The organism is Streptomyces sp. NBC_01460 (genome assembly GCF_036227405.1).
Classification (GTDB): domain Bacteria; phylum Actinomycetota; class Actinomycetes; order Streptomycetales; family Streptomycetaceae; genus Streptomyces.
In genome coordinates, this window is sequence record NZ_CP109473.1 from 2378614 (window position 1) to 2403640 (window position 25027).

Annotated in this window: 22 protein-coding genes and 1 pseudogene; 14 read left to right on the plus strand and 9 right to left on the minus strand. The window is 72.9% G+C overall.

What is annotated here, in order from left to right; all coding sequences use genetic code 11:
* Window positions 1-61 precede the first annotated feature (61 nt).
* The gene (locus tag OG488_RS10595; RefSeq protein ID WP_329228108.1) at window positions 62-727 is read left to right on the plus strand and encodes a biliverdin-producing heme oxygenase; all 666 of its coding nucleotides are present in this window, start codon (window positions 62-64) and stop codon (window positions 725-727) included.
* Between the two features lie 19 nt (window positions 728-746).
* Here OG488_RS10595 and OG488_RS10600 read toward each other — a convergent pair whose 3' ends face one another.
* The 3 genes from OG488_RS10600 to OG488_RS10610 all read right to left on the minus strand — a co-directional run bounded on the left by OG488_RS10600 (window position 747) and on the right by OG488_RS10610 (window position 4528).
* Entirely contained in the window at window positions 747-1418 is a 672-nt protein-coding gene (locus OG488_RS10600) for a PhzF family phenazine biosynthesis protein (RefSeq protein WP_329228110.1), read from the minus strand.
* Between the two features lie 93 nt (window positions 1419-1511).
* On the minus strand, window positions 1512-3086 hold the full coding sequence (locus OG488_RS10605; protein ID WP_329228111.1) for an HtaA domain-containing protein: 1575 nt from the start codon (window positions 3084-3086) through the stop codon (window positions 1512-1514).
* A 41-nt stretch (window positions 3087-3127) separates the two neighbouring features.
* A complete protein-coding gene (locus tag OG488_RS10610) occupies window positions 3128-4528 on the minus strand; it encodes an HtaA domain-containing protein (protein WP_329228113.1) in 1401 nt (466 codons plus the stop codon).
* Window positions 4529-4656: 128 nt separating this feature from the next.
* On the opposite strand from OG488_RS10610, the gene OG488_RS10615 reads away from it, so the two are divergent.
* The 7 genes from OG488_RS10615 to OG488_RS10645 all read left to right on the plus strand — a co-directional run bounded on the left by OG488_RS10615 (window position 4657) and on the right by OG488_RS10645 (window position 12098).
* Window positions 4657-5721, plus strand: a complete 1065-nt coding sequence (locus OG488_RS10615) for a heme/hemin ABC transporter substrate-binding protein (RefSeq protein WP_329228115.1) — start codon at window positions 4657-4659, stop codon at window positions 5719-5721.
* Complete coding sequence (locus tag OG488_RS10620; RefSeq protein WP_329228116.1) at window positions 5718-6800, plus strand: FecCD family ABC transporter permease; 1083 nt, start codon at window positions 5718-5720, stop codon at window positions 6798-6800. Before OG488_RS10615 ends, OG488_RS10620 begins: the two co-directional genes overlap by 4 nt.
* Window positions 6797-7636 (plus strand): heme ABC transporter ATP-binding protein, encoded by an 840-nt coding sequence (locus OG488_RS10625; protein WP_329228118.1) that lies wholly within the window; start codon window positions 6797-6799, stop codon window positions 7634-7636. Before OG488_RS10620 ends, OG488_RS10625 begins: the two co-directional genes overlap by 4 nt.
* 178 nt (window positions 7637-7814) lie before the next feature.
* Complete coding sequence (efeO, locus tag OG488_RS10630) at window positions 7815-8951, plus strand: iron uptake system protein EfeO (protein WP_329228120.1); 1137 nt, start codon at window positions 7815-7817, stop codon at window positions 8949-8951.
* Between the two features lie 10 nt (window positions 8952-8961).
* Entirely contained in the window at window positions 8962-10230 is a 1269-nt protein-coding gene (gene efeB / locus OG488_RS10635; protein ID WP_329228122.1) for an iron uptake transporter deferrochelatase/peroxidase subunit, read from the plus strand.
* Window positions 10231-10252: 22 nt separating this feature from the next.
* Window positions 10253-11188 (plus strand): iron uptake transporter permease EfeU, encoded by a 936-nt coding sequence (efeU, locus tag OG488_RS10640; protein WP_329228123.1) that lies wholly within the window; start codon window positions 10253-10255, stop codon window positions 11186-11188.
* Window positions 11100-12098, plus strand: a complete 999-nt coding sequence (locus OG488_RS10645; RefSeq protein ID WP_329228125.1) for a hypothetical protein — start codon at window positions 11100-11102, stop codon at window positions 12096-12098. Before efeU ends, OG488_RS10645 begins: the two co-directional genes overlap by 89 nt.
* A gap of 66 nt (window positions 12099-12164) precedes the next feature.
* On the opposite strand, the gene OG488_RS10650 is transcribed toward OG488_RS10645, so the two are convergent.
* Both OG488_RS10650 and OG488_RS10655 read right to left on the minus strand, forming a co-directional pair.
* Entirely contained in the window at window positions 12165-12908 is a 744-nt protein-coding gene (locus OG488_RS10650; RefSeq protein ID WP_329228127.1) for a bifunctional DNA primase/polymerase, read from the minus strand.
* Between the two features lie 142 nt (window positions 12909-13050).
* Window positions 13051-13695 carry a TetR/AcrR family transcriptional regulator gene (locus OG488_RS10655; protein WP_329228128.1) on the minus strand — a complete coding sequence of 215 codons (645 nt, stop codon included), beginning with the start codon at window positions 13693-13695 and terminating at the stop codon, window positions 13051-13053.
* Window positions 13696-13858: 163 nt separating this feature from the next.
* On the opposite strand from OG488_RS10655, the pseudogene ddaH reads away from it, so the two are divergent.
* A pseudogene (gene ddaH, locus OG488_RS10660) lies at window positions 13859-14695 on the plus strand (dimethylargininase); the annotation flags it as partial.
* On the opposite strand, the gene OG488_RS10665 reads toward ddaH, so the two are convergent.
* Window positions 14692-15684 (minus strand): small ribosomal subunit Rsm22 family protein, encoded by a 993-nt coding sequence (locus tag OG488_RS10665; protein WP_329228132.1) that lies wholly within the window; start codon window positions 15682-15684, stop codon window positions 14692-14694. The pseudogene ddaH and the gene OG488_RS10665 sit on opposite strands and share 4 nt — an antisense overlap.
* 165 nt (window positions 15685-15849) lie before the next feature.
* Here OG488_RS10665 and OG488_RS10670 point away from each other — a divergent pair, with 165 nt between their 5' ends.
* Complete coding sequence (locus tag OG488_RS10670; protein ID WP_329228134.1) at window positions 15850-17163, plus strand: hypothetical protein; 1314 nt, start codon at window positions 15850-15852, stop codon at window positions 17161-17163.
* A 37-nt stretch (window positions 17164-17200) separates the two neighbouring features.
* On the opposite strand, the gene OG488_RS10675 is transcribed toward OG488_RS10670, so the two are convergent.
* On the minus strand, window positions 17201-18598 hold the full coding sequence (locus OG488_RS10675) for a Bcr/CflA family multidrug efflux MFS transporter (RefSeq protein ID WP_329228136.1): 1398 nt from the start codon (window positions 18596-18598) through the stop codon (window positions 17201-17203).
* An 85-nt stretch (window positions 18599-18683) separates the two neighbouring features.
* Here OG488_RS10675 and OG488_RS10680 point away from each other — a divergent pair, with 85 nt between their 5' ends.
* Window positions 18684-19691 (plus strand): Gfo/Idh/MocA family protein, encoded by a 1008-nt coding sequence (locus tag OG488_RS10680; RefSeq protein ID WP_329228138.1) that lies wholly within the window; start codon window positions 18684-18686, stop codon window positions 19689-19691.
* Between the two features lie 16 nt (window positions 19692-19707).
* Here the strand turns inward: OG488_RS10680 and OG488_RS10685 are convergent, their stop codons facing one another.
* Window positions 19708-21375, minus strand: a complete 1668-nt coding sequence (locus OG488_RS10685; protein ID WP_329228140.1) for an alkaline phosphatase D family protein — start codon at window positions 21373-21375, stop codon at window positions 19708-19710.
* Window positions 21376-21518: 143 nt separating this feature from the next.
* Between OG488_RS10685 and OG488_RS10690 the strand changes: the two genes are divergently transcribed.
* From OG488_RS10690 to OG488_RS10700, 3 genes are all read left to right on the plus strand, one after another.
* Window positions 21519-22274, plus strand: a complete 756-nt coding sequence (locus OG488_RS10690) for an SDR family oxidoreductase (protein WP_329228141.1) — start codon at window positions 21519-21521, stop codon at window positions 22272-22274.
* A 137-nt stretch (window positions 22275-22411) separates the two neighbouring features.
* A complete protein-coding gene (locus OG488_RS10695; RefSeq protein ID WP_329228143.1) occupies window positions 22412-22876 on the plus strand; it encodes a lamin tail domain-containing protein in 465 nt (154 codons plus the stop codon).
* A 145-nt stretch (window positions 22877-23021) separates the two neighbouring features.
* Complete coding sequence (locus tag OG488_RS10700; RefSeq protein WP_329228145.1) at window positions 23022-23876, plus strand: PhzF family phenazine biosynthesis protein; 855 nt, start codon at window positions 23022-23024, stop codon at window positions 23874-23876.
* Between the two features lie 24 nt (window positions 23877-23900).
* Here the strand turns inward: OG488_RS10700 and OG488_RS10705 are convergent, their stop codons facing one another.
* Window positions 23901-24902: an aldo/keto reductase gene (locus OG488_RS10705; RefSeq protein ID WP_329228147.1), complete on the minus strand. Its 1002-nt coding sequence runs from the start codon at window positions 24900-24902 to the stop codon at window positions 23901-23903.
* Window positions 24903-25027: the final 125 nt, after the last annotated feature.

Sequence of the window (25027 nt, forward strand, 5' to 3'; positions counted from 1 at the left end):
GCTGCCGGTATGCACGTTTCTGTCCGGACTTCCCGTCCCCCTCGGTCCCCGGAGGCCCGCCTTGGACTCGACCGCCACCACCACGCCCTTCTCGACCCTCATCCGCACCGCGTCGCACGAGCAGCACACGGAGGCCGAGTCCTCGACCTTCATGAGCGACATGCTCGGCGGCCGGCTCGGGGTGGCCGCGTACACGCGCTACACCGAGCAGCTGTGGTTCGTCTACCGGGCGCTGGAGGACGGTGCGGAGACCCTGCGCGAGGACCCGGTCGCCGGGCCCTTCATCCAGCCGGAGCTCATGCGCACGGCCGAGCTGGAGCGCGACCTGGCCCATCTGCGGGGCGAGAACTGGCGCGAGGGCCTGGAGCCGCTGCCGGCCACCGCCGCGTACGCCGCACGGGTCGCCGAGTGCGCCCGGGACTGGCCCGCCGGATACGTCGCGCACCACTACACGCGGTACCTCGGGGACCTCTCGGGCGGCCAGATCATCCGCGGCACCGCGGAGAAGACCTGGGGCTTCGAGCGCAAGGGCGACGGGGTGCGGTTCTACGTGTTCGAGCAGATCTCCAACCCGGCCGCCTTCAAGCGGGACTACCGGGAGCTGCTGGACGCGGTGAACGCCGACGACCTGGAGAAGCAGCGCATCGTCGACGAGTGCAAGCGCGCCTTCGCGCTGAACACCGCCGTCTTCCACGAGCTCGGCGAGGCCTTCCCGCTCAGCGCGTAGGACCGCCCGTCCGTCCCGCTCAGGACGTGACCACCAGAAGGACGCGGCCCCCGACCTCCATCGTGCCGTCCGGCGCGGGTGCGGTGAGGATCTGGGAGCCGTGTCCTTGTGTGATGTTGAGGGCCCGTCCGAGCTCCGCGCTCAGCAGCATGGCCGCGGCGCCCGTCGCCTCGTCCTCGTCGACGCCGTCGTCGCGGCGCGGGAAGGCCCGCGCCCGCACGCGGCCGGCGGCCTCGTCCTCCCAGGCCCAGACGTAGAGCCAGCCCTCGCCGGGCGGCGGTCCCGTCAGCGCCTCGACCTCCGCGGCCGACGCGTACCGCTCCAGCCGCCTCGGCGGCGCCCACTCCGGGCGGGCCGTGATCCAGGTGAACTCGCCGTCCTGGCGTGCCGTCACGTCCCCGACCGGCAGCTCCAGGACCTCCAGGTCGAGCAGCCAGGCGGCTCCGACGAGCGGATGCCCGGCGAACGGGAGCCGCAGCCCGGGGGTGCGGATGTCGACGGTGCCGCGCTCCGGGTCGTCCACGAACACCGTCTCGCTGAAGCCGAGCTTCCGCGCGAGCGCCTGCCGGGACTCGTTGTCGGGGTACCTGCGCCCGTCGCGCACGACGCCGAGCGCGTTGCCGTGGCGGCCGTCCGGTCCGCAGAACACACGCAGTACGTCGATGCCTTCGGGTACGTCGAAGTCGTTCACATGCGCATTCAAGCACCGCTCGGGGTGCCCCGACGCCACGAGGGCCGCACCGGCACGCCGTGCCGGTGCGGCCCTCGTACCGCGGGGACGGGGTCAGACGGTCCGGCGGCGGCGTGCGGCGATCATCACGCCGGCGCCCGCCGCGACGACGACGCCGGAGGCGGCGAACAGCGCACCGGCCGGCAGGCCGGATCCGGTGGAGGCGAGGGAGCTCGAACCACCCACGGTGCCGCCGCCGCCCACGGTGCCGCCGCCGGACGTGCCGCCGGACGTGGTCCCGCTGCCGCCGGTGCCGCCCGTACCGCCCGATCCGCCGGTGCCGCCGGGGAGTTCGGCGTCCTCGTCGAGGGCGACGGAGACGGTCAGGGCGTCGAGCGGGGTGCCCTTGGCGTACATGCCGCCGAACGCCTCGGTGCCGTCCGCGGTCAGAGTGGCGGGCACGTCCGAGAGAGTCACCACGCCACCCTTCGCTGCGAGTTCACCACCGGGGAGCTTCAGGTCGGCGACGGCGAGGCCGGTGTACGTGGTGACCTTCTTGGTCGCGCGGTCCTTGCTCGCGACGTCGGCGACCAGGGTTCCGGCGCCGTCCTTCACCTGGACCTCGAGTCCCGTGAGGGAGAGGTCGAGTGTGTAGGCGTCGCCCTCCTTGTGGCCCAGGAAGCGGACGGTGCCGCCGAACTCGGCGTCCAGCGTCTGCTCGTCGGCGTCGAAGGTGCCGGTCGCGTCCGGGAAGCGGTAGCCCGCGCCCGAGGCGGTGGCGCCGCCCGACGTCTCGACCGTGCCGTTCGCGACGGGGCCGGTGACGTACGAGCGGAAGGACTCCTTCACGCCCCAGTCCAGGGTGCCGTCGACGACCTCACCCCGTACGGCCGCCGGGGTGGTGGCCGACGCGGAGGGGTTCGGGGAGGCCGGGGTGGTGGGCTTGTCCGTGGGGGTGGCCGTCGGCTTCCCGGTGGGCTCCTTCGTCGGCTCGTCGGTGGGCTTCTGGGTGGGCTCCTTCGTCGGCTCCTTCGTCGGTTCCTTCGTCGGCTCCTTCGTGGGCTCCTCGGTCGGGGGCGTCGTGACCGCCTTGACCGACAGCGTGACCGGGTCCAGGACCTCACCCTCCCCGTACATGCCGTTGAAGGCGGTCGAGCCGGCCTTCGTCAGCTTCGAGGGGATGTCCTTGAAGACCATCGCGCCGCCCTCGCCCTGCCCGGGCCGGACCGCCGACAGGTCGAGCGCGGCGAACGCGACGTCGTCCTGGGTGCCCTGCGGGGTCTTCAGGTCGACCGTGACGGCGCCGGCCGTGCCGCTCGTCGAGACCTTCACGTCGAAGAGGGTGATGTCGAGGACGCCACCGTGGGCGTTGAAGTTGACGCTGCCGTCGAAGGCGGTGTCGGTGCCGTGGGTGGTGGTGTCGTAGGTACCCCTGCCGTTGCCGAACGTGAAGACCCCGTTGCCCGCCGCCTGGGTGGCGCCGTCCTTGACGGTGATCGTGCCGGCGCCGCCGATGTATCTGCGGAAGGACTCCTTGAAGCCCCAGTCGAGCGTGCCGTCCGTCAGCTCCATCGTGGCCGCGGGCGTCACCTTGTCGGCGGCGAGGGCGGGAAGGGCGAACGTCGCGCCGAGGGCGGCCGCGGTGGCGACGGCTGTGGCGAGGGCTATGGGGCGGCGGTTGGCTGCCATGGCGGTGACTCCTGGTGAACGTGGTTGACGGGAGAGGGTGGTCAGGTGTTCCGTGCCGTACGGCGGCGGCGGCGCGCCGCGTACAGGACGGCGGCGACGGCCGCGATCAGCGCGGCCCCGCCCCCGACGGCGAGAGGGGTACGGGAGCCGGACTCCGCTGCCACCGGCTCGGCGGCGGCAGGGGTCGCGTCGGACGGCGTCGCGGGCGCGTCGGACGGTTCGGCCGCGCTGCCCAGGTCGGGCAGCGCGGGCAGTTCCGCCTTCGCGTCGACGACGACGGCGAGGGAGACCGGGTCCATCGCGGTGCCGGCCTTGTAGAGGGAGCCGAAGGCCTCGGCCCCGGCCGCGGTGAGCGTCGCGGGGGCCTCGGCGAGGAGGGCGAGACCGTCCTCGGGGGCGAGGTCCCCGGCGGCGAAGGTGACGAGCGGAACGGCCTTGTCGGTCGCGCCGCCCCTGGTGACGTCCGCCAGGAGCGTGCCCTTGCCGGAGGCGACCCGCGCGGCGAACCCGGCGAGTTCCAGGTCCAGACCGTCCGCTCCGGTGAAGCGGACACTGCCCGCGAAGGCGGCGTCCAGCTCCTTCCTCCCGGCGTCGTACGTGCCCTTGCCCCGGGGGAAGCGGAAGACGGCCCCGCCGTCCTGGGCGCCGTCGGCGAGGGTCCACCTGCCGCGTCCGATGGGGCCGGTGACGTACTCGCGGAAGGTGCGGCGCACGCCCCAGTCCACGGCGGCGTCCTCGAAGCGGCCCGCGGTCTCCTTCTTCTTCGCGGAGGGCGAAGGGGAGGACGCCGGGGACTTCGACGGCTTCGCGGCAGCCGGTGCCTTCGTGTCGACGGAGAGGCTGACCGGGTCCAGCGGTGTCCCGGCCGCGTAGTAGCCGGCGAAGGCGGTCGCACCCTGCGAAGTGAGCGTCGCCGGGACGTTGTCGAGGCCGAGAGGCGTGGAGCCGCCCTTCATGTCGATCCCGGAGAGGCCGAGGGTGGCCAGCGGCACCTGGGACGCGGTGGTGACCCGGCCGCTTCCCCGCTCCTTGCTGACCATGTCGGCGTGCAGCGTCCCGGCGCCTCCCGAGATCCGGACCGTGGGGCGGCTGATGGTGAGGTCGAGCTCGTTGCCGCCGCCGGCCTGCCGGTGACCCACGAAGTGGACCCCGCCGGAGAACCCGGCCCGGAAGGCGCCGCTCGACGGGTCGTAGGAGCCGGTGGCCGAGTGGAAGCGGAACTGGCTTCCGCCGACCGTCGCGGCCCCGCCGGTCAGGCTCCAACTGCCGTGGGCGATAGGCCCGGTGACGTAGCTCTGGAAGGAGGACTTGATGCCCCAGTCCAGCCGGCCGCCCTGCACCGTGCGGCTCGCCGCCTGCGCGGCGGCGGCCGGGAGCAGTGCTCCGGGCAGCACCGCGAGGAGCGCGACGGCGAGCGCGCGGACGGATCGGGACGACGGCATGGAGGCCCTCCGAGTGATGAAGTAAGGCTAGCCTAAGCTTAGTGAGGTGAGGCTAACCTAATATCACTTCAGCGCGCGCCGGAACCCCTCCGGCACATCGCGTCCGCACGACCCAGGACGGTGCACCCGTGCGTTCTCCCCAGTACTCCGCCGCGGCGGGCCGAAGAGCCGTGCGACGGCGCACCGGCCGGCTCGGGACCCTGGCCGTCGCCGTGACGCTCGCGGCGGCCCTGACCGGATGCGACACGGGAACGCCCGCCGGGCGGGCCGCCGCCACGCCGTCCGCCTCCGCGACGGCCGACGCCGTGGAGCCGCTGGCCGGGGCGCCCGAGCCGCGGCTGCCCGTCACGGTGCGCTCGGCGGACGGCAAGGACGTCACCGTCACCTCCGCGGACCGGATCGTCCCGCTCACCGGATCGCTCAGCGAGATCGTGTTCACGCTCGGATTCGGCGAGCAGGTGGTGGCCCGCGACATCACCGCGACCTTCGAACAGGCCGAGAAGCTGCCGGTCGTGACGCGCGCTCATGACGTCTCGGCCGAGGGCGTGCTGTCCCTGCGGCCGACGGTCGTCCTCGCGGACACCACGACGGGGCCCGCCGAGGCCCTGTCCCAGATCCGTGACGCGGGGATCGCCCTGGTCGTCGTCGACCCCGCGAAGGAACTCGCCGACGTGGGCCGCAGGATCGACGCCGTGGCCGCGGCCCTCGGCGTGGAGTCGGCGGGCGACGAGCTGGAGGCGCGGACTCGGTCGCGCATCGCCGCCGTGCGGAAGACGATTCCCGCGCGCCCGGAGGACGACGGACCACGCGTCGCCTTCCTCTATCTGCGCGGCACGGCCTCCGTCTATCTGCTGGGCGGCGGCGCGTCCGGGGCGAGTTCGCTGCTCGAAGCGGCGGGAGCCGTCGACGCGGGCAAGGCCTCCGGGCTGACGAAGGACTTCACGGCCATCACCAGCGAGGCGCTCGCCGAAGCGGCACCGGACGCGATCCTCGTCATGACCAAGGGCCTCGACTCCGTGGGCGGCGTCGACGGCCTGGTGAGGATCCCCGGGGTCGCGGAGACACCCGCGGGGATGGACCGCCGGGTCGTCTCGATCGACGACGGGGTGCTGCTGAACTACGGACCGCGCACCGACCGGGTCCTGGCCGAACTGGTCGAGCAGCTCTATCCCGAGGAAGGGAAGGGCGCGTGACGACCGCCTCGTACGGCACGTCCGCCACCGAGGCCGGGGACGCCCCGGCGCGGCGCGGGAGGGCCTTCGTCCTCACGGTCGCCCTGTCCGCCGCGCTGCTCGTCGGCTGCCTGCTCTCCGCCGGGCTCGGCGCGTACGACATCCCGCTCGGCGACGTCCTCTCCTCCGTCCAGCACCGCGCGGGCCTCGGCGGGCAGGCCCTGGACCGGGTCGGTGAGAGCGTCCTGTGGAACGTACGGCTGCCGAGGGTCGTCCTCGCCCTGCTCGTCGGCTCCTCCCTCGGCTGCGCCGGCGCGCTGATGCAGGGGGTGTTCGGCAATCCGCTGGCGGAGCCCGGCGTCATCGGGATCTCCTCGGGCGCGGCGGTCGGCGCCGTCGCCTCGATCGCGCTCGGGCTGACCTTCTTCGGCACCTGGACGATCACCGTCTGCGCGTTCGTCTCCGGTCTCGCCACGGTCCTGCTCGTGTACGCGCTCTCGCGCTCGGGCGGCCGGACCGAGGTGGTGACGCTGATCCTCACCGGTATCGCGGTCAACGCCTTCGCGGGCGCCCTGATCGGCGTGTTCATCTTCTTCGCCGACAACGCGCAGATCACCCAGATCACCTTCTGGCAGCTCGGCTCGCTGTCCCAGGCGACCTGGCCGAGAGTGCTCGCCGTACTGCCGTGCGCGGTACTGGGGCTCCTCGTCGCCCCCTTCCACGCAAGGAAGCTGGACCTCCTCGCGCTCGGCGAGCGGCCCGCACGGCATCTCGGCGTCGACGTCGAACGGCTGCGGATCGTGCTCGTCCTCGTCGTGGCGCTGCTGACCGCCGCGGCGGTCGCCGTCGCCGGGATCATCTCCTTCGTGGGGCTTCTCGTCCCGCACCTGCTGCGGATGGCGAACGGTCCCGGCCACCGCTTCCTCGTCCCGGGGAGCGCGCTGGGCGGCGCCCTGGTGCTGGTGGCGGGCGATCTCGCCGCGCGGACCGTCGCCGCCCCCGCCGAGCTCCCGCTCGGGGTACTGACGGCGCTCCTGGGCAGCCCGTTCTTCTTCTGGCTCCTACGCAGGACCCGTCGCAAGCAAGGTGGTTGGGCATGAACCCGTTCAAGGCACTGCTCGGGGCCCGCGGCCGGGAGCTGCCCTCCCCGGTCCCCCTCGGCTCCGCCGCCGCCGAGGCGGCCGGGGCAGGCGTCCAGCTCGGCGGCCGGCCGGTCCTCGACTCCGTGGAGCTGACCGTCCGGGCGGGAGAGGTGCTCGCCCTCGTCGGACCGAACGGCGCCGGGAAGTCGACGCTGCTGGCGGCACTGGCCGCCGACCTGGCCGTGGACGACGGCGCGATACGCATCGGCGGCCGGCCTGTCACGGCCTGGTCCGCCGCCGAACTGGCCCTGCGCAGGGCGGTGCTGCCGCAGTCCGCCGCACTCGCCTTCCCGTTCCCGGTCGAGGATGTCGTACGGATGGGACGGGCGCCCTGGGCGGGGACGGCCCGCGAGGAGGAGGACGACGACGCGGTCGCGGCGGCGATGGCCGCGACGGAGGTCGGTGAGTTCGCCGCCCGCCCCTTCTCCGCGCTGTCCGGCGGCGAGCGCGCCCGCGTCGCGCTGGCCCGGGTCCTCGCGCAGCGCGCACCGCTGCTGCTCCTGGACGAACCGACGGCCGCGCTGGACCTGCGCCATCAGGAGCTGGTCCTGCGGATCTGCCGCGAACGGGCCGCCGCCGGGGACGCGGTGGTCGTGGTGCTGCACGACCTGGGCCTCGCGGCGGCGTACGCGGACCGGGCCGTGGTGCTGCACGGCGGCCGCGTCGCGGCGGCCGGGCCCCCCGCCGAGGTGTTCACGGACGCGCTGCTCGGCGAGGTGTACCGGCAGCCGGTCGAGGTGTTCCCCCACCCGCGGACCGGGGTGCCGCTCGTCGTACCGAAAAGGCTTACTTGACCCGCGTTTGACCATCCTGTGGGTTCCCCATGAGAGCTCTGTGACCGCGTCGTTTCGAGTGAGATCCGAATCACGGTCGCCGCGGGTACAGGCGAGGTAAGGCACGGTTAAGTTAGGCGCGCCTCACCTGCTGTTCGTCCGCACCACCTCCCGCTCTTTCACCTTCGTGGAGCCCCACATGCGAGCCCTTCGTTCCTCCGTCGTCACCGCGGTCGCCGCGGTGTCCGCACTGACCGCCGTCACGGGCTGCGCCGAGAAGAGCGACGCCAAGGGCGACGGCGCCGTCCGGGTGGTCGCCGAGGACGACTCCTGCGCGGTGTCGTCGACGAAGATCCCGGCCGGCCACGTCGAACTGGCCGTGGAGAACAAGGGGTCCAAGGTCACCGAGGTCTACGTCCTCTTCCCCGACGACCGGATCGTCACCGAGCGCGAGAACATCGGCCCGGGCACCAAGGCGAGGATCACGGCCGAGATCAAGGCCGGCACGTACGAGATCGCCTGCAAGCCCGGCATGAAGGGCAAGGGCATCCGGCAGACGGTCGAGGTCACCGGAGGCAAGGCCGCCGCGCGCAGCCCGGAGATGGACGAGGCCGTCGCCGGCTACCGCACCTACGTGCAGGCCCAGGCCGACGAGACGCTGCCCAAGGTGAAGGTCTTCACGGACGCCGTCGCCGCGGGCGACATCGAGGCCGCGAAGAAGGCGTACGCCGGCTCGCGCATCGGCTGGGAGCGCACCGAACCGGTCGCCGAGTCCTTCGGTGACATCGACCCGAAGGTCGACGTCCGCGAGGACGGCCTGGAGGACGGCCAGAAGTGGACCGGCTGGCACCGCCTGGAGAAGGCGCTGTGGCAGGACAAGGAGCTGGGCGCCGAGGAGAAGGCCCTCGCGCCCACCCTCTACAAGGACCTGCTCGACTGGCAGAAGCGGGTCGGCCGGGCCGACATCACGCCGACGTCGATGGCCAACGGCGCCAAGGAGCTCCTCGACGAGGTCGCCACCGGCAAGGTCACCGGCGAGGAGGAGCGCTACAGCCACACCGACCTCGTCGACTTCAAGGCGAACGTCGAGGGCGCGGAGAAGTCCTACGAGCTCCTCAAGCCGATCGCGTCGAAGAACGACGCCGCGCTGACCGCCTCCCTGGACAAGCAGTTCGCGGCGCTGGACACCCTGCTGGACCAGTACCGCGCGGACAAGGACTCCTACGACTTCACCTCGTACGACAAGGTCGGCACGGCGGACCGCAAGAAGCTCTCCGACGCCGTCAACGCGCTCGCCGAGCCGCTGTCCAAGCTGGCCGCCGCGGTCACGAAGTAGCGGGGCCGTCATGACGGAGGCCGAGGACACGGGCAGGACCACCGGCGGCTCCCCCGCCCCGTCGCGCCGGGCGCTGCTCGGCTGGGGCGGCGCCGGACTCGCGCTCGGTGCCGCGGCTGCGGGCGGCGCGGTCGCCGCCGTGCGGGCCGGCGGGGCGGCGGAACCGGCGTCGGAGAGCGGGGCGGCGGTCCCCTTCCACGGGGCGCACCAGGCGGGTATCGCCACCGCCGTGCAGGACAGGCTGCACTTCGCCGCCTTCGACGTGACGACCGAGGACCGGGCGGAACTCGTCGCGCTGCTCAAGGAGTGGACCCGGGCCGCCGAGCGGATGACAGCCGGTAGGGCCGTGGGCGAGGGGGCGTACGGGGGCCCGGCGCAGGCCCCGCCGGACGACACGGGCGAGGCGCTGGGGCTGCGGCCGTCCCGGCTGACGCTCACCCTCGGTTTCGGCCCCTCCCTGTTCGCCGGCGGCCGCTTCGGCCTGGAGGACCGGCGGCCCGAAGCGCTCGTGGATCTGCCGAAGTTCCCCGGCGACAACCTCGACGCCGCCCGCAGCGGCGGGGACCTGTGCGTCCAGGCGTGCGCCGACGACCCGCAGGTCGCGGTGCACGCCATCCGCAACCTCGCGCGGATCGGGATGGGACGCACCGCCGTCCGCTGGTCGCAGCTGGGGTTCGGCAAGACGTCCTCGACGACGCCCGGTACGCAGACCCCGCGCAACATGATGGGGTTCAAGGACGGCACCAGGAACATCTCGGGCACGGACGACGCCACCCTGAAGAAGCACGTGTGGGCGGACGGGACGGACGGCACCGGCTGGATGGCCGGGGGGTCGTACCTCGTCGCCCGGCGCATCCGGATGCACATCGAGACGTGGGACCGGGCTCCGCTGCAGGAGCAGGAGGACATCTTCGGCCGGGACAAGGGCGAGGGCGCCCCGGTGGGCAAGGCGAAGGAGCGCGACGAACCGTTCCTGAAGGCGATGCTGCCGACCGCGCACGTACGGCTGGCGCACCCGGACTCCAACGACGGCGCGACGATCCTGCGCCGCGGCTACTCCTTCACCGACGGCACGGACGGTCTGGGCAGGCTCGACGCCGGCCTCTTCTTCCTCGCCTACCAGCGGGACGTGCGCACGGGGTTCATCCCGGTGCAGCGCAGGCTCGCCGGGTCCGACGCACTCAACGAGTACATCCAGCACGTGGGTTCGGCGGTCTTCGCCGTCCCGCCCGGCGTCCGTGACACGGACGACTGGTGGGGCCGGACGCTGCTCTCATGACCGACACCGTGGAAGGACCGGCATGTTCGGCAACTATCTGATCGGGCTGCGCGAGGGCCTCGAAGCCGGCCTGGTCGTCTGCATCCTCATCGCCTACCTCGTCAAGACCGGGCGCCGGGACGCGCTGCGCCCGGTGTGGACCGGCATCGCCCTCGCCTGCGCGCTCTCGCTGGCCTTCGGCGCCGCGCTCGAATTCGGCTCCCAGGAGCTGACGTTCGAGGCGCAGGAGGCGCTCGGCGGGTCGCTGTCGATCGTCGCCGTCGGGCTGGTCACCTGGATGGTGTTCTGGATGCGGCGCACCGCACGGCACCTCAGGCGGGAGCTGCACGGCAGGCTCGACTCGGCTCTCGCGATGGGCACCGGGGCCCTGGTCGCCACGGCGTTCCTGGCGGTGGGCCGCGAGGGCCTGGAGACCGCCCTGTTCGTCTGGGCCTCGGTGCGGGCGAGCGGGGAGGGCTCCTCCTCACCGCTGATCGGGGTGCTGCTGGGTATCGCGACCGCCGTCGCGCTGAGCTGGCTGTTCTACCGGGGCGCGCTGAGGATCAACCTGTCGGCGTTCTTCACGTGGACGGGCGGCATGCTCGTGGTCGTGGCGGCGGGCGTCCTCGCCTACGGCGTGCACGACCTCCAGGAGGCCCGCTTCCTCGGCGGCCTGGCGGACAAGGCCTTCGACGTCACGGCCACGATCCCGCCGGACAGCTGGTACGGCACCCTGCTCAAGGGCGTCTTCAACTTCCAGGCGGACCCGACCGTCCTCCAGGTCACGGTGTGGGCGCTGTATCTCATCCCCACGCTCACGCTGTTCCTCGCCCCGGTAGGGTTCAGGCGGTCAGTGCGGACGACGGATCAGAAGGCGCAGAAGGCAACGGATGAGAAGGCTGGGTCGACTGGCGGCGGGGCTCGCGACGGCGACGGTACTGGTCGTGACGGCGAGCGGCTGCGTGACGGTACACGGTGAACTGGAAGTCGTGCCGGGAGCGACGAAGTCCGAGGCCGCCCAGGCACTCGAGGACTTCACCGTCGCGTACAACAAGGCGGACAAGGCGTACGATCCGGACCTCGACGCCGACCGCGTGACGGGTTCGCTGGGCGCGATCAACCAGGCCGGTCTGGTCGCGCGGCAGAAGAACAGTCCGGAGGGCAACGCGGCCCACCAGCCGCTGGAGCTGACCGACGCCTCGTACGCCATCCCCAGGAAGGCGGGCTGGCCCCGCTGGTTCCTCGCGGACACCGACTCCAACCGTGACAAGGACGGCGGGAAGCTGGACACCCGCTGGCTGCTGACGTTCGTGCGGACCGGGCCGGACGCCCCGTGGAAGGTCTCCTACCTGGCGGTCGCGTCCCCGTCCGAGATCCCGAAGTTCCGCGAGGACGCGGACGGCTGGGCGCTGCCCGTGCCGTCGGCGGACACCGACGCGGTGCTGGCCACCCCGCCCGCGGAGCTGAGCACCACGTACACGGACTATCTCAGGGACGGCGCACCGGACGTGTTCGCGCCGGGGTCGATGACCTCCGGCTGGCGGGACGCGCGGAAGAACACCCGCCGGGCCGGCTTCTCCTACCAGTACGACGACCGGGCGCTGGACTCCGGGACGTTCGCACCCCTGGGCCTGACGACGGAGGACGGCGGGGCGCTCGTCTTCTTCAGCAGCAAGCACTTCGAGCGGCAGACGGCGGCGCAGGGGCTGCGGCCGACGGTCACGGCCGACGTGCGGGCGCTCCTGACCGGCGAGGTGAAGAGCACCCTCACCAAGGAGCGGGTCTCCAGCCAACTGGTCTACGTGCCGAAGAAGGGCGCGGGTGAGGCCGGCGGCAAGGTGCGCGTGCTGAACCGGCTGCCCGGCCTGGTCGCGGCGCAGGGCTCCTGACCGACACGGCCGGCCGGGCCCTCGGGCCCTGCTGCCCGGCGGCCGCACCTGCGGGGCCCGGCCTGCTCAGCGGCTGAGCGGCCAGGCCACCGAGTCGTGGTCGAGGTCGCTCTCGTCCGCCGTGTCCGCGTACTGCGCGCAGGCGTCGGTGAGGGTCTCGAGCAGGGTCAGCGGGTCGGGCAGCGGGTGCTCCGGTCCACGGAGCCAGTGCACGTCCAGCTCACCGGGGAGCCGTGCGGGCGGCACGAGGACATAGCTGCCGCGGCAGTGCCAGCGCAGCCCCGGATGCTCGTCCATGGTCTCGGGGTGGCAGTCCAGCTCGCACGGCCACCACTCGTCCTCGTCGTCCGGTGTGCCGCGGGTGGCGGTGAAGAAGAGCATCCGGTCGCTGCCGGACCGGGCCACGGGCCCGACGTCGATCCCGGCGGCGGTGAGCCGCTCCAGGGCCGCCTGCCCGGCGGTGAAAGGGACGTCGAGGACGTCGTGGATCATGCCCGTCGCGGTGATGAAGTTGGCCAGGGGCTGGTTGGCCGCCCAGCGCTCGATCTGCGCGCCGTCCGTCGTGGACTGCGTCTGCCAGGCGAACGAGATGGGGTGCCGGGCCGGGGTGGGACAGCCGATGCGGTCGCACGAACATCGGTATCCGTTGGGGTGCGCGGCGGGTGAGATCGGCATTCCTGCCTCGGCGACGGCCAGGAGCAGCGCCAGCCGTGCCGCGTCGTCGGCTTCCGGCTGTGGTTTGGGCCGCCTGCGCAGCCACTGGGAAATCCTGCCCTCTGTGCCGCGATAGCGGCCGGAATCGGCGCCCATCTATCCCCTCACCTCAGCGGTTTCCTCTCCATGGTCCCACCATCCTGCTCCTCGGGTGGCCAGAGTTCCCAAGCGGGGTGCCCGCGCGGTTGCGCAGCGGTCGGCACACTCGTACGGAATGTCACGAATTGCGGCGTCGGGTTCATGGCTGGACCAGGAGCCCCCGCAAGGCGAGGTCGACGACCTGGTCCGCGTACTCATGGGTGAGCGGAAGGGTCCTGAGCAGCCAGCGGTGGGTGAGCGGGGCGATCAGGAGCTCCAGCGCGATCCGTGGATCGATGTCCGCGCGCACCTGGCCGGCCTCCTGGGCGGCGCGCAGGCGTGTGACATACAACTGGAGCTGGGGTTCGAGCAGGTTTTCCACGAATTGCGCCCCGAGCGCGGGGTCGATGACGCCTTCGGCGGTCAGCGCGCGGGTCGGCGCCTCGATCGCGGGGTCGTTCAGCTCGTCGACCGTGGCCCGCAGGACGAGCCCGAGGTCGGCCGCCAGGTCACCGGTGTCCGGGATCCCGTGCTCGCCGCCTCCCGCGGTCCCGTCCGCCTCGGCCGCCTCGGCCGCCTCGGCCGCCCGGGCACCCATGTCGACGAACGCCTCCATGAGCACGGCCGCCTTCGACGGCCACCAGCGGTAGATCGTCTGCTTGCCGACGCCGGCCCGGGCGGCGATCCCCTCGATCGTCGTCCTCGCGTAGCCCACCTCGCCGACGAGGGAGAGCGCGGCGTCGCAGATCGCGCGCCGGGAGCGGTCGCTGCGGCGGCTGGAGTCGGGGGCCTTGTGAGGTGACATCGGGCCAGCGTAGAGGGTCACGGCCCGATACGTATCGTCTTGCCGCCCGCCCCGTCACCGCGCAGGAACCACCCGAACGGATCACAGCGCGGCGGCCCGGCTCGGCGCACCATGAACTCACGCACACACCCCGTGCGCATCCCACCGTTCCGCGGCAGCGGCCGCCGTTCGTGAGGAGCCTGCCTTGACCCGTGACGCCACCCCTCGTCGCTACCTGATGTGCGCCCCGGCCCACTTCCAGGTCACGTACTCCATCAACCCCTGGATGGACCCGTCCAAACCCGTGGACCTGGCCCTGGCCACCACCCAGTGGGAGGACCTGCGCGACCGCTACCGGGCCCTCGGCCACACCGTGGAGCTCCTCACGCCCCGCCCCGACCTGCCCGACATGGTGTTCGCCGCCAACGGGGCCACCGTGGTCGACGGCCGGGTGCTCGGCGCCCTGTTCGCCTACCGGGAGCGGTACGCGGAGGCCGAGGCGCACCGGGAGTGGTTCCGGGCCAACGGCTTCACCGAGATCCACGAGCCGGCCCACGTCAACGAGGGCGAGGGCGACTTCGCGGTGACCTCCTCGTACCTGCTGGCCGGACGCGGCTTCCGGTCCAGTCCGCTCTCCCACGACGAGGCCCAGGAGTTCTTCGGACGCCCGGTGATCGGCCTCGACCTGGTGGACCCGCGCTACTACCACCTGGACACGGCGCTGTGCGTGCTCGACGAGGCGGCCGACGAGATCATGTACTACCCCGGTGCCTTCTCGCCGGGCAGCCGGTCCGTGCTGGCCCGGCTCTTCCCCGACGCGCTGGTCGCCGAGGAGGCGGACGCCGCCTCGCTGGGCCTCAACGCGGTCAGCGACGGGCGCCACGTACTGCTCCCGCAGGCCGCGACGGGGCTCTTCGACCCGCTGCGGGACCGGGGCTTCGAGCCGGTCCCGATGGACCTGGGCGAGCTGCTCAAGGGCGGCGGCAGCGTGAAGTGCTGCACCCAGGAGCTGCGGGCCTAGTCGCTCTCCGCCGGCGGCCAGGCGTCGCCCCAGTCGGTGTCCCGGGCGGCGCGGTAGAGCGTGCCGTGCCGCTTGGTGACCGTGGCGCGCCGCAGACCCTCGTCGCGGGTGCAGAGCTCCAGCAGCACCTGGCCCTTGCGGATCTGCGGCCTGCGGATGACCCGGGCGTCGGCGGGGCCGGTGGGGAACCGGGTCGCGACGACGTAGCTGAACTTCTCGTCCTCGTGGCTGAGCGAGCCGCCCTTGACCTGGCGGTGCAGGGAGGAACGGCTGACCCGCGCGGAGAAGTGGCACCAGTCCGTGCCGCGCTCGATGGGGCACGTCCCGTCGTGCGGGCAGGGGGCGGCGACGGACAGGCCGGCGGCGATCAGCCGGTCCCGGGCCTCGATGATCCGGTCGTAGCCGTCCGGGGTGCCGGGTTCCACGATCACCACGGCCTGCGCCACCGCGGCGGCGTCCACGACCGCGGCCCGGTCCTTCGGCGTGAGCTCCTTGAGCACGTACGAGACGGTCACCAGGTCCGCGGGCGCCGGGGCCGGTGACACGCCGATCCGCGCCCGCTCCCAGGTGGCGGCCCGCAGCCCGGGGAGACCGGAGGCCTCGGCCAGCTCACGCCCGAGCGCCAGGGCGGGCTCCGACCAGTCCAGGACCGTCGTCCGCGGTCCGTCCCAGGCCCCGGCGACCGCCCAGCTCGCCGCGCCCGTGCCGCCCCCGATGTCGGTGTGGGTGGCGGGGACCCAGTCCGGCGCGGCCTCGCGGAGTGCGTCGAGGCAGGACCGTACGGCCTCGAACGTCGCGGGCATCCGGTACGCGGCGTACGCGGCGACGTCGGAGCGGTCCCGCAGGATCGGGGCGTCGGTGGGGGTGGTCCCGCGGTAGTTGGCGATCAGCCGGTCGACGGCCTGCGCGGCCTGCGTCGGGGGCAGCCCGTCGAGCAGGGCGGCCAGCGCCGCGCGCAGGACGTCCGCGGTGGGGAGGGTGTCGTTCACCGCCGAATTGTAGGCGCAGCGTGCCCTCCCCCCGCAGCCCGGCGGTCCAGGACGGAACCGGGACGGAACGGCTGCGGGACCGAACTGCTTCTCCCCGGCGGCCCGTTGCTACGCTGGCCGACGCCGCATCGGGGATTGCTCAGGGCTTGGCTCGTCGGGGGGACCATGAGACAGAGGATCGTGCGCCTGGCTCTGGTGGGCGGGGTGCTCGTCCTCGCCCTGCTCCTCCTGCTGGCGACCTGCGGCGGAGGCGGCGGGGGCGGCGGAGAGGACGACGAAGCGCGGAAGCCGGCGAGGAAGAGCTCCGGCCCCGCCACACAGCTGGACGTGCCGCCTGAGTACACGACGCGGCGTGGCTGGGAGGTCGTCGGCGCCGGTCCCGACTACGCCGTCTCGCACACGACGGGCAGGCTGGCCTATCTGGTGAGGGCTCCCGGCCACCGCTACCGGCTGCGGACGCTCGACACGGAGACCGGCCGGGCGGGCTGGAGCGGCGAGGCCTGGCGGCCGCCGGACCCGACGCGCTTCCCGGGGCTGCTCACCGTCGCCAAGGACGACCGGGTGTTCTTCGTGGCCTGGTCGGCCGGGAGGACCGGCGAGGGGTCCGCCCCGGCGGAGACCTTCGTCTCCCTCGACGTGTACGACGTGGTGGACGGCGAGCGCAGGCGCGTCGAGCTGCCGTGGACCGGCGTGCCGACCGTCACGGCGACGGGCCCCGGCGTCCTGATCAGCGACGGCAGGGCGAACAGCGCGGTCGTGGACCCGGTCAGCGGTGAGGTGTCGGAGATCGCCGCGTCCGAGATGGCGTACCCGAAGGGCTGCACGGCCTGCAAGCAGCTCACCGAGGTCCGCGGGCAGACGGCGAAGGGGCTGCTGCTGAGCGGGGTACGCGAGTTCTGGGTGCGGGGCGGCTGGTTCAGCAGGAGGACCGCCCCGAAGGGCGCGGACCCCGTGACGGGGGTGCCGACCGCGGTGGCGCCGGGCCTGATCCTGGCCAAGTGGCAGCTGGCGAAGGGCTCGAAGCGGGCCGCCACCCACCAGCTGTGGACGGTGCACGACGCGGCCACCGGGAAGCCGGCCGTCTCGGTGGAGTGCCACAAGCCGGCCATAGAGCCGGGCAGCTACCCCCGGGCCGTCGTCTCGCCCTCGGGCGGCTACCTGGTGGCGGGCAACCTCGCCTTCGACCTGGAGGCCCGCAAGGGGTTCTGCTTCGAGGAGGAGGACGGGTCGGCGCGCCTGACGCTCGCCTCGGTGACGGACGGGGGCAGCGCCTACGGCGCGACCGTCGCACGGGACGCGGACGAGGCCATCGAGGGTGACGGGGGCGGCCCTGTCACGATGAACTTCGCGACCTGGGGTGTCGAGGCCCTGGCACCGAACACGCGGCTGCCGGAGGTGGAGGCCTCCGGGGTCGGGGTGTTCCGCTGGACGGACCGCAAGGACCGTCTGCACCTGCTGGGCTATCCCCGCGAGGGCTGAGCCGGGGCCGGCCGGGACCCGCCCGGCCGGCCACCGGTCACTTCAGCAGCGGCTGCCGCGTGCCGCCCGTGGTCCGCCAGGGACGGCAGAGCACCAGGAAGCACACCACGGCGGACAGGGCGCAGACCACCTGGACCAGGGCCATCGGTACGGCGGTGTGTTCCCCCGCGATCCCGACCAGGGGTGACGCGATGGCACCGATGAGGAACTGGGACGTGCCCAGCAGCGCGGAGGCGGAGCCCGCCGCGTGCTTCGTGCGCATCAGGGCCTGGGTGTTGGTGTTGGGCATCGCCAGGCCCATGGCGGACATGAGGACGAACAGTCCGGCGGCCACGGGGAGCAGGCCCACGTCGCCGAAGACGCCGGAGGTCATCAGCAGCAGGGCGATCGCCGCGACGGAGATGACCGCGAGGCCGAAGCCGAGCGCCTTGTCCAGGCTGACCCGGCCGACGAGCAGCTTGCCGTTGATCTGGCCGACGGCGATCAGCCCGACGGAGTTGATCCCGAAGAGCAGGCTGAAGGTCTGCGGTGAGGCCCCGTAGATCTCCTGGACGACGAACGGCGAGGCGCTCACGTAGGCGAAGAGCGCGGCGAAGGCGAGGCTGCCCGCGATCATGTAGCCGGTGAACACCCGGTCGGCCAGCAGCCCGCGCATGGTGCGCAGCGCGTCGCCGACACCGCCGGTGTGCCGCCGCTCCGGGGGGAGCGTCTCGTGGAGCCACTTCCAGACGACCAGCGTCAGCAGCACTCCGACGAGGGTGAGGACGACGAAGATGCCGCGCCAGTCGGTGAACTGCAGTACCTGGCCGCCGATCACGGGTGCGATGACGGGGGCGACCCCCGAGATCAGCATCAGTGTGGAGAAGAACCGGGCCATCTCGTCGCCGTCGTAGAGGTCACGGACGACGGCCCGGGAGATCACGATGCCGGCCGCGCCGGCCAGCCCCTGGAGGAGACGGAAGCCGATGAGGAGTTCCGTCGTGGGTGCCACGGCGCAGATCGCGGTGGCCAGCACGTAGACGATCATGCCGAGGAGCAGCGGCGTACGCCGGCCCCAGCGGTCACTCATCGGCCCGACGACGAGCTGACCGAGCGCCATGCCGGTGAGGCAGGCCGTCAGGGTGAGCTGGACCGTCGCGGCCGGGGAGTGCAGCGCGTCGGTGACCTCCGGGAGGGCCGGGAGGTACATGTCCATCGAGAGGGGCGGCAGTGCGGTGAGCCCGCCCAGCACCAGCGTGACCAGGATTCCGGCCCGCCGTGCGGTGGTCGTGGAGGCGGCCGGGAGACCGGGCGCCATGGTCGTGGAGATGGCCGGGACACCCGCGGCGGTGGGGGTGGCGGTGGCCTGGGCGCCGAGTGCGGCGCCCCTGCTGCTCGTCGGTATGTGTGCGTGCTCTTGCTCTTGCTGGGCCCGGCTCGCGCCGCTGTCCGGCATCCTCGTCTCCGCTTCGTTGAATCCACATCTATGCTCTCAGGTCAGCTGTAGTGGTCGATACCTTTTTGCGTGGGAGCGGGCGGGCATGAGCGGGACTGTGCGTTGGGGTGTACTGGCGACGGGCGGCATAGCCGCGACCTTCACGGGGGACCTCCTGGCGATGAAGGACTCGGGTGCCGAGGTCGTGGCGGTCGCCTCGCGCACGGAGGCCTCCGCGCGGGCCTTCGCGGAACGGTTCGGGATCGAGCGGGCGTACGGCAGCTGGGCGGAGCTCGTCGCCGACGAGGGCGTCGACGTCGTCTACGTCGCCACCCCGCACTCCGCGCACCGGGAGGCGGCCGGGCTCGCGCTGGAGGCCGGCAAGCACGTGCTGTGCGAGAAGGCGTTCACGCTCAACGCGCGCGAGGCGCGGGAGCTGGTGGAGCTGGCCCGGGAGCGCGGGCTGTTCCTGATGGAAGCCATGTGGACGTACTGCAACCCCCTGATCCGCCGTATGACCGAGCTGGTGCGGGACGGCGCGATCGGCGAGATCCGCACGGTGCAGGCCGACTTCGGCTTCGCGGGCACGTTCGGGGCGGAGCACCGGCTGCGCGATCCCGCGCTGGGCGGCGGCGCGCTGCTGGACCTCGGGGTCTACCCGGTGTCGTTCGCACAGCTGCTGCTGGGTGAGCCGGACCGGGTGCAGGCCGACGCACTGCTGTCCCCGGAGGGCGTCGACCTGAACACCGGGATGCTGCTGGGCTGGGACTCGGGTGCCACGGCGCTGCTGAGCTGCTCGATCGTGGGCGACCTGCCGACCGTCGCGTCCGTCACGGGCACGGCGGGCCGGATCGACTTCCCGCATGGCTTCTTCCACCCGGAGCACTTCGTCCTGCACCGGCCGGGCCGCGAGCCCGAGACGGTCGTGACGGGCCCGGGGCCGCAGGGCCTCTCGGGCATGCAGTACGAGGCCGCGGAGGTGACGCGGGCGCTGCTGGCGGGCGAGAAGGAGTCCCCGCTGGTGCCGCTGGAGGGTTCGCTGGCCGTGATGCGGACGCTCGACGCGGTACGTGACCGCATCGGCGTCCGCTATCCGGCGGACCTCCTCGGCTGACCCGTGCGGGGCCGGGTCACGCGGGGGTGAGCCCCGGGTTCCCGGCCTCGGTCACGAAGGAGCCGGCCGTGGTGACGGGCGCACCGGGCGTGGTGACCGCCGCGACCGTACGGAAGTCGGCACGGGCCTCGTCCCGGTCGAGGGTGACGAGCGCGTAGCCGCGGCGGCCGTTGTAGAACTTCATGTGCGGGTTGGCCCCGGTCAGGTTGTCCCAGTTGGCCGGCTTGTCGGCGCCGTCCTTGCCGCTGGCGATCGAGGTGGCCACGATCTCGGTGCCGACGGTCCGGGAGGCCGGGTCGTCGAAGTCCTTCTTGAGGTCGAAGCCGTAGGCGACGTGCACGTCGCCCGTCAGGACCATCAGGTTCTCGATCCCGGCGGCCTCCGCGCCGTCCATGATCCGCTGCCGGGAGGCGGGGTAGCCGTCCCACGAGTCCATGGACAGTTTGTAGGCGTCGCCCGGCACGTCACGCCGCTGCGCGAAGGTGACCTGCTGGGGCACGACGTTCCAGCGGGCACCGGAGTTCTTCCAGCCGTCGAGCAGCCAGCGCTCCTGGGCCGCGCCCGTCATGGTGCGGGACGGGTCCTCGGACTCCGGTCCGGGGACCTTCCAGCCGTCGCCGTACGCCTGGTTGCTGCGGTACTGCCGGGTGTCGAGGATGTCGAACTGGGCGAGCCGGCCGAACTCCAGGCGGCGGTAGAGCCGCATGTCGGGTCCGGCGGGGCGCTGCGGGGCGCGCAGCGGCTGGTTCTCCCAGTACGCCCGGTAGGCGGCGGCCCTGCGCAGCAGGAACTCCTCCGGGGGGACGGTGTTCTCGGGGGTGTCGCCCGCGTAGTTGTTCTCGGTCTCGTGGTCGTCCCAGGTGACGACGAACGGGTGCGCGGCGTGGGCGGCGCGCAGGTCGGGGTCGGACTTGTAGAGGCCGTACCGCATGCGGTAGTCCTCCAGCGTGAGCGTCTCCCGGTTGAAGTGGGCCGGCAGGACGCGGTCGGTGTAGCCGCGGGCTCCGCCGGTGGCGGTGACCGCGTACTCGTAGAGGTAGTCGCCGAGGTGGAAGACCACGTCGACGTCCTCCTCCGCGAGGTGCCGGTAGGCCGTGAAGTATCCGTCGTGGTACGCCTGGCAGGAGACGGCGGCCAGGCTCAGCGAGCCGGTGCGGGCGCCGCGCTCGGGTGCGGTCCTGGTGCGTCCGGTGGGGCTGGTCCAGCTGCCGGCGCGGAAGCGGTAGTAGAAGCCCCGGTCGGAGTCGAGCCCGCCGACGTCCACGTGGACGCTGTGGCCGAATTCCGGGTGGGCCGTGGTGGATCCGCGCCGGACGATCCGCCGGAAGCGTTCGTCGCGGGCGATCTCCCAGCGGACCTCGACGCGCTCGGCGGGCAGCCCGCCGTCGGCCTCGTACGGGCGGGGCGCGAGTCTCGTCCACAGGAGCACGGACTCCGGCAGCGGGTCCCCGGAGGCCACCCCGAGGGTGAAGGGGTCCTCGGTGATCCTCCGGGCGTCGAGCTCGGCGGCCGCGGCCGTGCCCGCGCCGGGCAGGCCGGCGGTGAAGGCCAGTGCGGCCGCGGCGCCGGTGACCGTGAGGAAACGGCGGCGCCCCACCCCGGAGCCGAGCCGTCGCGCGGCGTCGCGCAGTTCGGCGGAATGGCCCTGCGGCCCGGGCGTCCTGCTGATCTGTGCGGGTGTCATATGCCCCTCCCCTGCCGGATGTTGTCAGAGGCATTGGAATGCCGGGGGACGACTTTCCGTTGGCACGTACACAACATCCGTATGGCGGTGCGATGAGCACCGGGTGCCGAGCGCCCGGAAACCCTCCCGTACGCTGCCGGGCCATGAACGCTGAGCAGAGAATCGCTGTCGTCACAGGTGCGGGATCGGGGATCGGCAGGGCGGTCGCCCTCACCCTTACGAGTGCGGGCTGGGCGGTCGCCCTGGCGGGGCGCCGGGCCGCGGCCCTCGAGGAGACGGCCGCGGCGGCCGGCCCGGGCGCCGCGGTGTGCCTGCCGACCGACGTGAGCCACCCGGACGGCGTGGCCGCGCTCTTCGCCGCCGTACGGGACCGCTTCGGCCGGCTGGACCTCCTCTTCAACAACGCGGGGACGTTCGGGCCGGGCTCCACCCCGGTCGAGGACCTCGCGTACGAGGACTGGCGGACGGTGGTGGACGTCAATCTCACGGGGACGTTCCTGTGCGCGCAGGCGGCGTACCGCCTGATGAAGGAGCAGGACCCGCAGGGCGGCCGGATCATCAACAACGGCTCGATCTCCGCCCACGCGCCGCGCCCCCGCTCCATCGCCTACACGGCGACGAAGCACGCGGTGACCGGGCTGACGAAGTCGCTGTCGCTGGACGGCCGGCCGTACCGGATCGCCTGCGGGCAGATCGACATCGGCAACGCGGCGACCGACATGACGGAACGGATGAGCGCGGGGATCCTCCAGGCCAACGGCGAGGTCGTCGCCGAGCCGGTGATGGCGGCGGACGACGTGGCCAGGACCGTCCTGCACATGGCGGAGCTGCCGCTGGAGGCCAATGTGCAGTTCGCGACGGTGCTGGCGACGGCCATGCCGTACGTGGGCCGAGGCTGACCCTTTTCGATCCACGCTTGCCCGGAACTCACCCTCGAATGACGGAATCTGCGAATTTCGACGTCTGAGTCCGGGCAAGCGTGCGCTGCCCGTATGCTGCTGACCTTCACCGGATGAACACAGAAGGAACACACCGCATGCGCATACGCACCGCCGCGCCCCTCGCCCTGGCCGCCGCCACCGCACTGGCCGGCTCGCTCCTCGCCACGGTTCCGGCCTCGGCGGCCTCCCATCAGGGCGGGCTGCACCTCGGCAAGATCCAGTACGACAGCCCCGGCAAGGACACCCGGACGAACACGTCCCTGGTCGCCGAGTACGTGGACGTCCACAACAACGGGAAGTCCGCGCTGCAGCTCAAGGGCTACAAGCTGAAGGACAACACGGGCTACACGTACACCTTCCCCTCCTTCACCGTCGCCGCCGGGAAGACGGTCCGGGTGCACACCGGCAAGGGCAAGAACTCCGCGGCGCACGCCTACTGGAACCGCGGCTCGTACGTCTGGAACAACACCGGCGACAAGGCCCGGCTGATCAAGCCGAGCGGCACGCTCCTGGACTCCTGCTCCTGGGGCAAGGGCACGGGCGTGAAGGTCTGCCACTGACCGCGGTGAACGGGCCGCCGCGGCCGGGGGGTCCGTGGAGCGGCCAGGGGGTGGCCCGGGGAGTCAGGACCCCGGGCCACCCCTGCGGGCCTCCTCGGAGGGCTTTACGGGAATGCCCGCCCGCACGCTTCGGTTGACCTGCGACATGAGCTCACACGGCAGCGCCGAGGTCCTCCGCTACACCGCCTTCTCCGCCGACCCCGAGGGGGGCAACCCGGCAGGGGTCGTCCTGGACGCCTCCGGCCTGGACGACACGGCGATGCTCGCCGTCGCGGCGGATCTCGGGTACAGCGAGTCGGCCTTCCTCACCGCGCCCGACGGCCATGGCGGGTACACCGTCCGCTACTTCAGCCCGAAGGCCGAGGTCCCCTTCTGCGGCCACGCCACGGTGGCCGCCGCCCTCGCGCTCGCCGAACGGGACGGCCCCGGCGACCTGGTGTTCTCCACCCCCGCCGGCACGGTCCCCGTCAGTGTCGTCCGAGAGGGCGGCGAGCTCCGCGCCACCCTCACCAGCGTCGAGCCGCACACCGAGGACGCCGCACCCGAGGACGTGGCGGAAGCCCTGGCCGCCCTGGACTGGCCGGCCACCGGTCTGGACCCCGCCCTTCCCCCGCGCATCGCCTACGCCGGTGCCCGTCACCTGGTGCTGGCCGCCGCGACCCGGGAGCGGCTCGCGGACCTCTCGTACGACTTCGCCCGCCTGGAAGCCCTCATGCGCCGGCTGGACCTGACGACCGTGCAGCTGGTCTGGCGGGAGTCCGGCTCGGTCTTCCACGTCCGCGACCCGTTCCCGGTCGGCGGTGTGGTCGAGGATCCCGCGACGGGCGCCGCGGCCGCCGCGTTCGGCGCGTACGCCCGCGAGCTGGGCCTCGTCCCCGAGGACGCCGTCCTCACCCTGCACCAGGGCGCCGACATGGGCCGTCCCGGCACGCTCACCGTCGAGCTGCGGTCCGGTGACACGCGGGTCCGGGTGAGCGGGACGGGGACCCGGATCGGCTGACCCGGCGCCCCGTCGGCCCCGCCCTCACGCGAGCAGGCGGGCGACCTCCTCCATCCGGTCCGGCCCCAGGGGGCCGTGGGCGAGCGCGCCCGCGTTCTCCTCGGCCTGGGCGACCGTCCGGAAGCCGGGGATCGGCACCGTCCGCCCGCTGCGGCCCCACAGCCAGCCGAGGGCTCCCTGGGCGAGGGTGCGGCCGTCCGATGTGAGCACCTCGCGGATCGCCTCGACCCGCGGCGCCCAGTGCGCCGAGGGCACCCCGCCCGCCTCGAACCAGTGGAGCCAGGCGGGCGGGGTGGACCGGATGTCGCCGGCGGCCGCCCGCCGGCCCGGATCGCGTGCGCCGGTGAGGAGCCCCATGGCCAGCGGGCTCCGGATGATGCTGAGGAGGCCCCGCTCCTCGCCGAGGGCCAGCATCCCGGGAGCGTCCTCCAGCACGTTGCAGGCGTGCTGGACGGCCGCGCAGTGCTCACCCCCGGCGAACAGCGCCGCGCGCTCCGGGTCGTCGGTGCTCCAGGCGTAGGCCCGGATCAGCCCTTCGGCCACGAACCCCTCGCAGGCCTCGCGCAGTTCGGCCGCCACGTCGGCCGGGGTGTCGCCCAGGTGCAGCTGGAAGAGGTCGATCCGGTCGGTCCCCAGCCTGCGCAGCGAGGCGAGGAGCGCCCGGCGGGCGTACGCCGGCGACCTGTCGGCCCCGTCCATCGTGCGGGCCCGCTCGTCGAACAGGTTGCCCCACTTGGTGGCGACGACGGCCTCGTCGCGCCTGCCCGCCAGCGCCCTGCCCAGCACGCGTTCGCTGTGCCCGGCCCCGTACACGTCCGCGGTGTCGAAGAACCGCACCCCGAGGTCGAGCGCCCGCCGGATCGCCGCCACCGACTCCTCGTCGTCGACCTTGCCCCAGCCGAGCGGGCTGCCGTCGGGCGTCGACCACTCGCCCCCGATCGCCCAGCACCCGAAGCCGAGCGCGCCGACCTCGATCCCGCTGCGGCCCAGTGTCCTCTTCCGCCAGTCCGTGCCTGTCGTCTGCATGACCGCAGAAGCTACGAGTTGGAGTGCACAAGAGGTCAAGCACCCGCCGTCGGGGCACGCACGGGCCGCTGCTCCCGCTGACGTACGGGGCCGTCGTCGGCCCACGTGGCGGGGACGCCGTCACC

What these genes read in the sequence shown, in the direction of transcription:
- OG488_RS10605 (WP_329228111.1), bottom strand. Translation starts at nt 3,086, where the DNA reads ATGGCAGCCAACCGCCGCCCCATAGCCCTCGCCACAGCCGTCGCCACC.
- OG488_RS10610 (WP_329228113.1), bottom strand. Translation starts at nt 4,528, where the DNA reads ATGCCGTCGTCCCGATCCGTCCGCGCGCTCGCCGTCGCGCTCCTCGCG.
- OG488_RS10625 (WP_329228118.1), top strand. Translation starts at nt 6,797, where the DNA reads ATGAACCCGTTCAAGGCACTGCTCGGGGCCCGCGGCCGGGAGCTGCCC.
- efeO (WP_329228120.1), top strand. Translation starts at nt 7,815, where the DNA reads ATGCGAGCCCTTCGTTCCTCCGTCGTCACCGCGGTCGCCGCGGTGTCC.
- efeB (WP_329228122.1), top strand. Translation starts at nt 8,962, where the DNA reads ATGACGGAGGCCGAGGACACGGGCAGGACCACCGGCGGCTCCCCCGCC.
- efeU (WP_329228123.1), top strand. Translation starts at nt 10,253, where the DNA reads ATGTTCGGCAACTATCTGATCGGGCTGCGCGAGGGCCTCGAAGCCGGC.
- OG488_RS10645 (WP_329228125.1), top strand. Translation starts at nt 11,100, where the DNA reads ATGAGAAGGCTGGGTCGACTGGCGGCGGGGCTCGCGACGGCGACGGTA.
- OG488_RS10650 (WP_329228127.1), bottom strand. Translation starts at nt 12,908, where the DNA reads ATGGGCGCCGATTCCGGCCGCTATCGCGGCACAGAGGGCAGGATTTCC.
- OG488_RS10655 (WP_329228128.1), bottom strand. Translation starts at nt 13,695, where the DNA reads ATGTCACCTCACAAGGCCCCCGACTCCAGCCGCCGCAGCGACCGCTCC.
- OG488_RS10670 (WP_329228134.1), top strand. Translation starts at nt 15,850, where the DNA reads ATGAGACAGAGGATCGTGCGCCTGGCTCTGGTGGGCGGGGTGCTCGTC.
- OG488_RS10675 (WP_329228136.1), bottom strand. Translation starts at nt 18,598, where the DNA reads ATGCCGGACAGCGGCGCGAGCCGGGCCCAGCAAGAGCAAGAGCACGCA.
- OG488_RS10680 (WP_329228138.1), top strand. Translation starts at nt 18,684, where the DNA reads ATGAGCGGGACTGTGCGTTGGGGTGTACTGGCGACGGGCGGCATAGCC.
- OG488_RS10685 (WP_329228140.1), bottom strand. Translation starts at nt 21,375, where the DNA reads ATGACACCCGCACAGATCAGCAGGACGCCCGGGCCGCAGGGCCATTCC.
- OG488_RS10690 (WP_329228141.1), top strand. Translation starts at nt 21,519, where the DNA reads ATGAACGCTGAGCAGAGAATCGCTGTCGTCACAGGTGCGGGATCGGGG.
- OG488_RS10695 (WP_329228143.1), top strand. Translation starts at nt 22,412, where the DNA reads ATGCGCATACGCACCGCCGCGCCCCTCGCCCTGGCCGCCGCCACCGCA.
- OG488_RS10700 (WP_329228145.1), top strand. Translation starts at nt 23,022, where the DNA reads ATGAGCTCACACGGCAGCGCCGAGGTCCTCCGCTACACCGCCTTCTCC.
- OG488_RS10705 (WP_329228147.1), bottom strand. Translation starts at nt 24,902, where the DNA reads ATGCAGACGACAGGCACGGACTGGCGGAAGAGGACACTGGGCCGCAGC.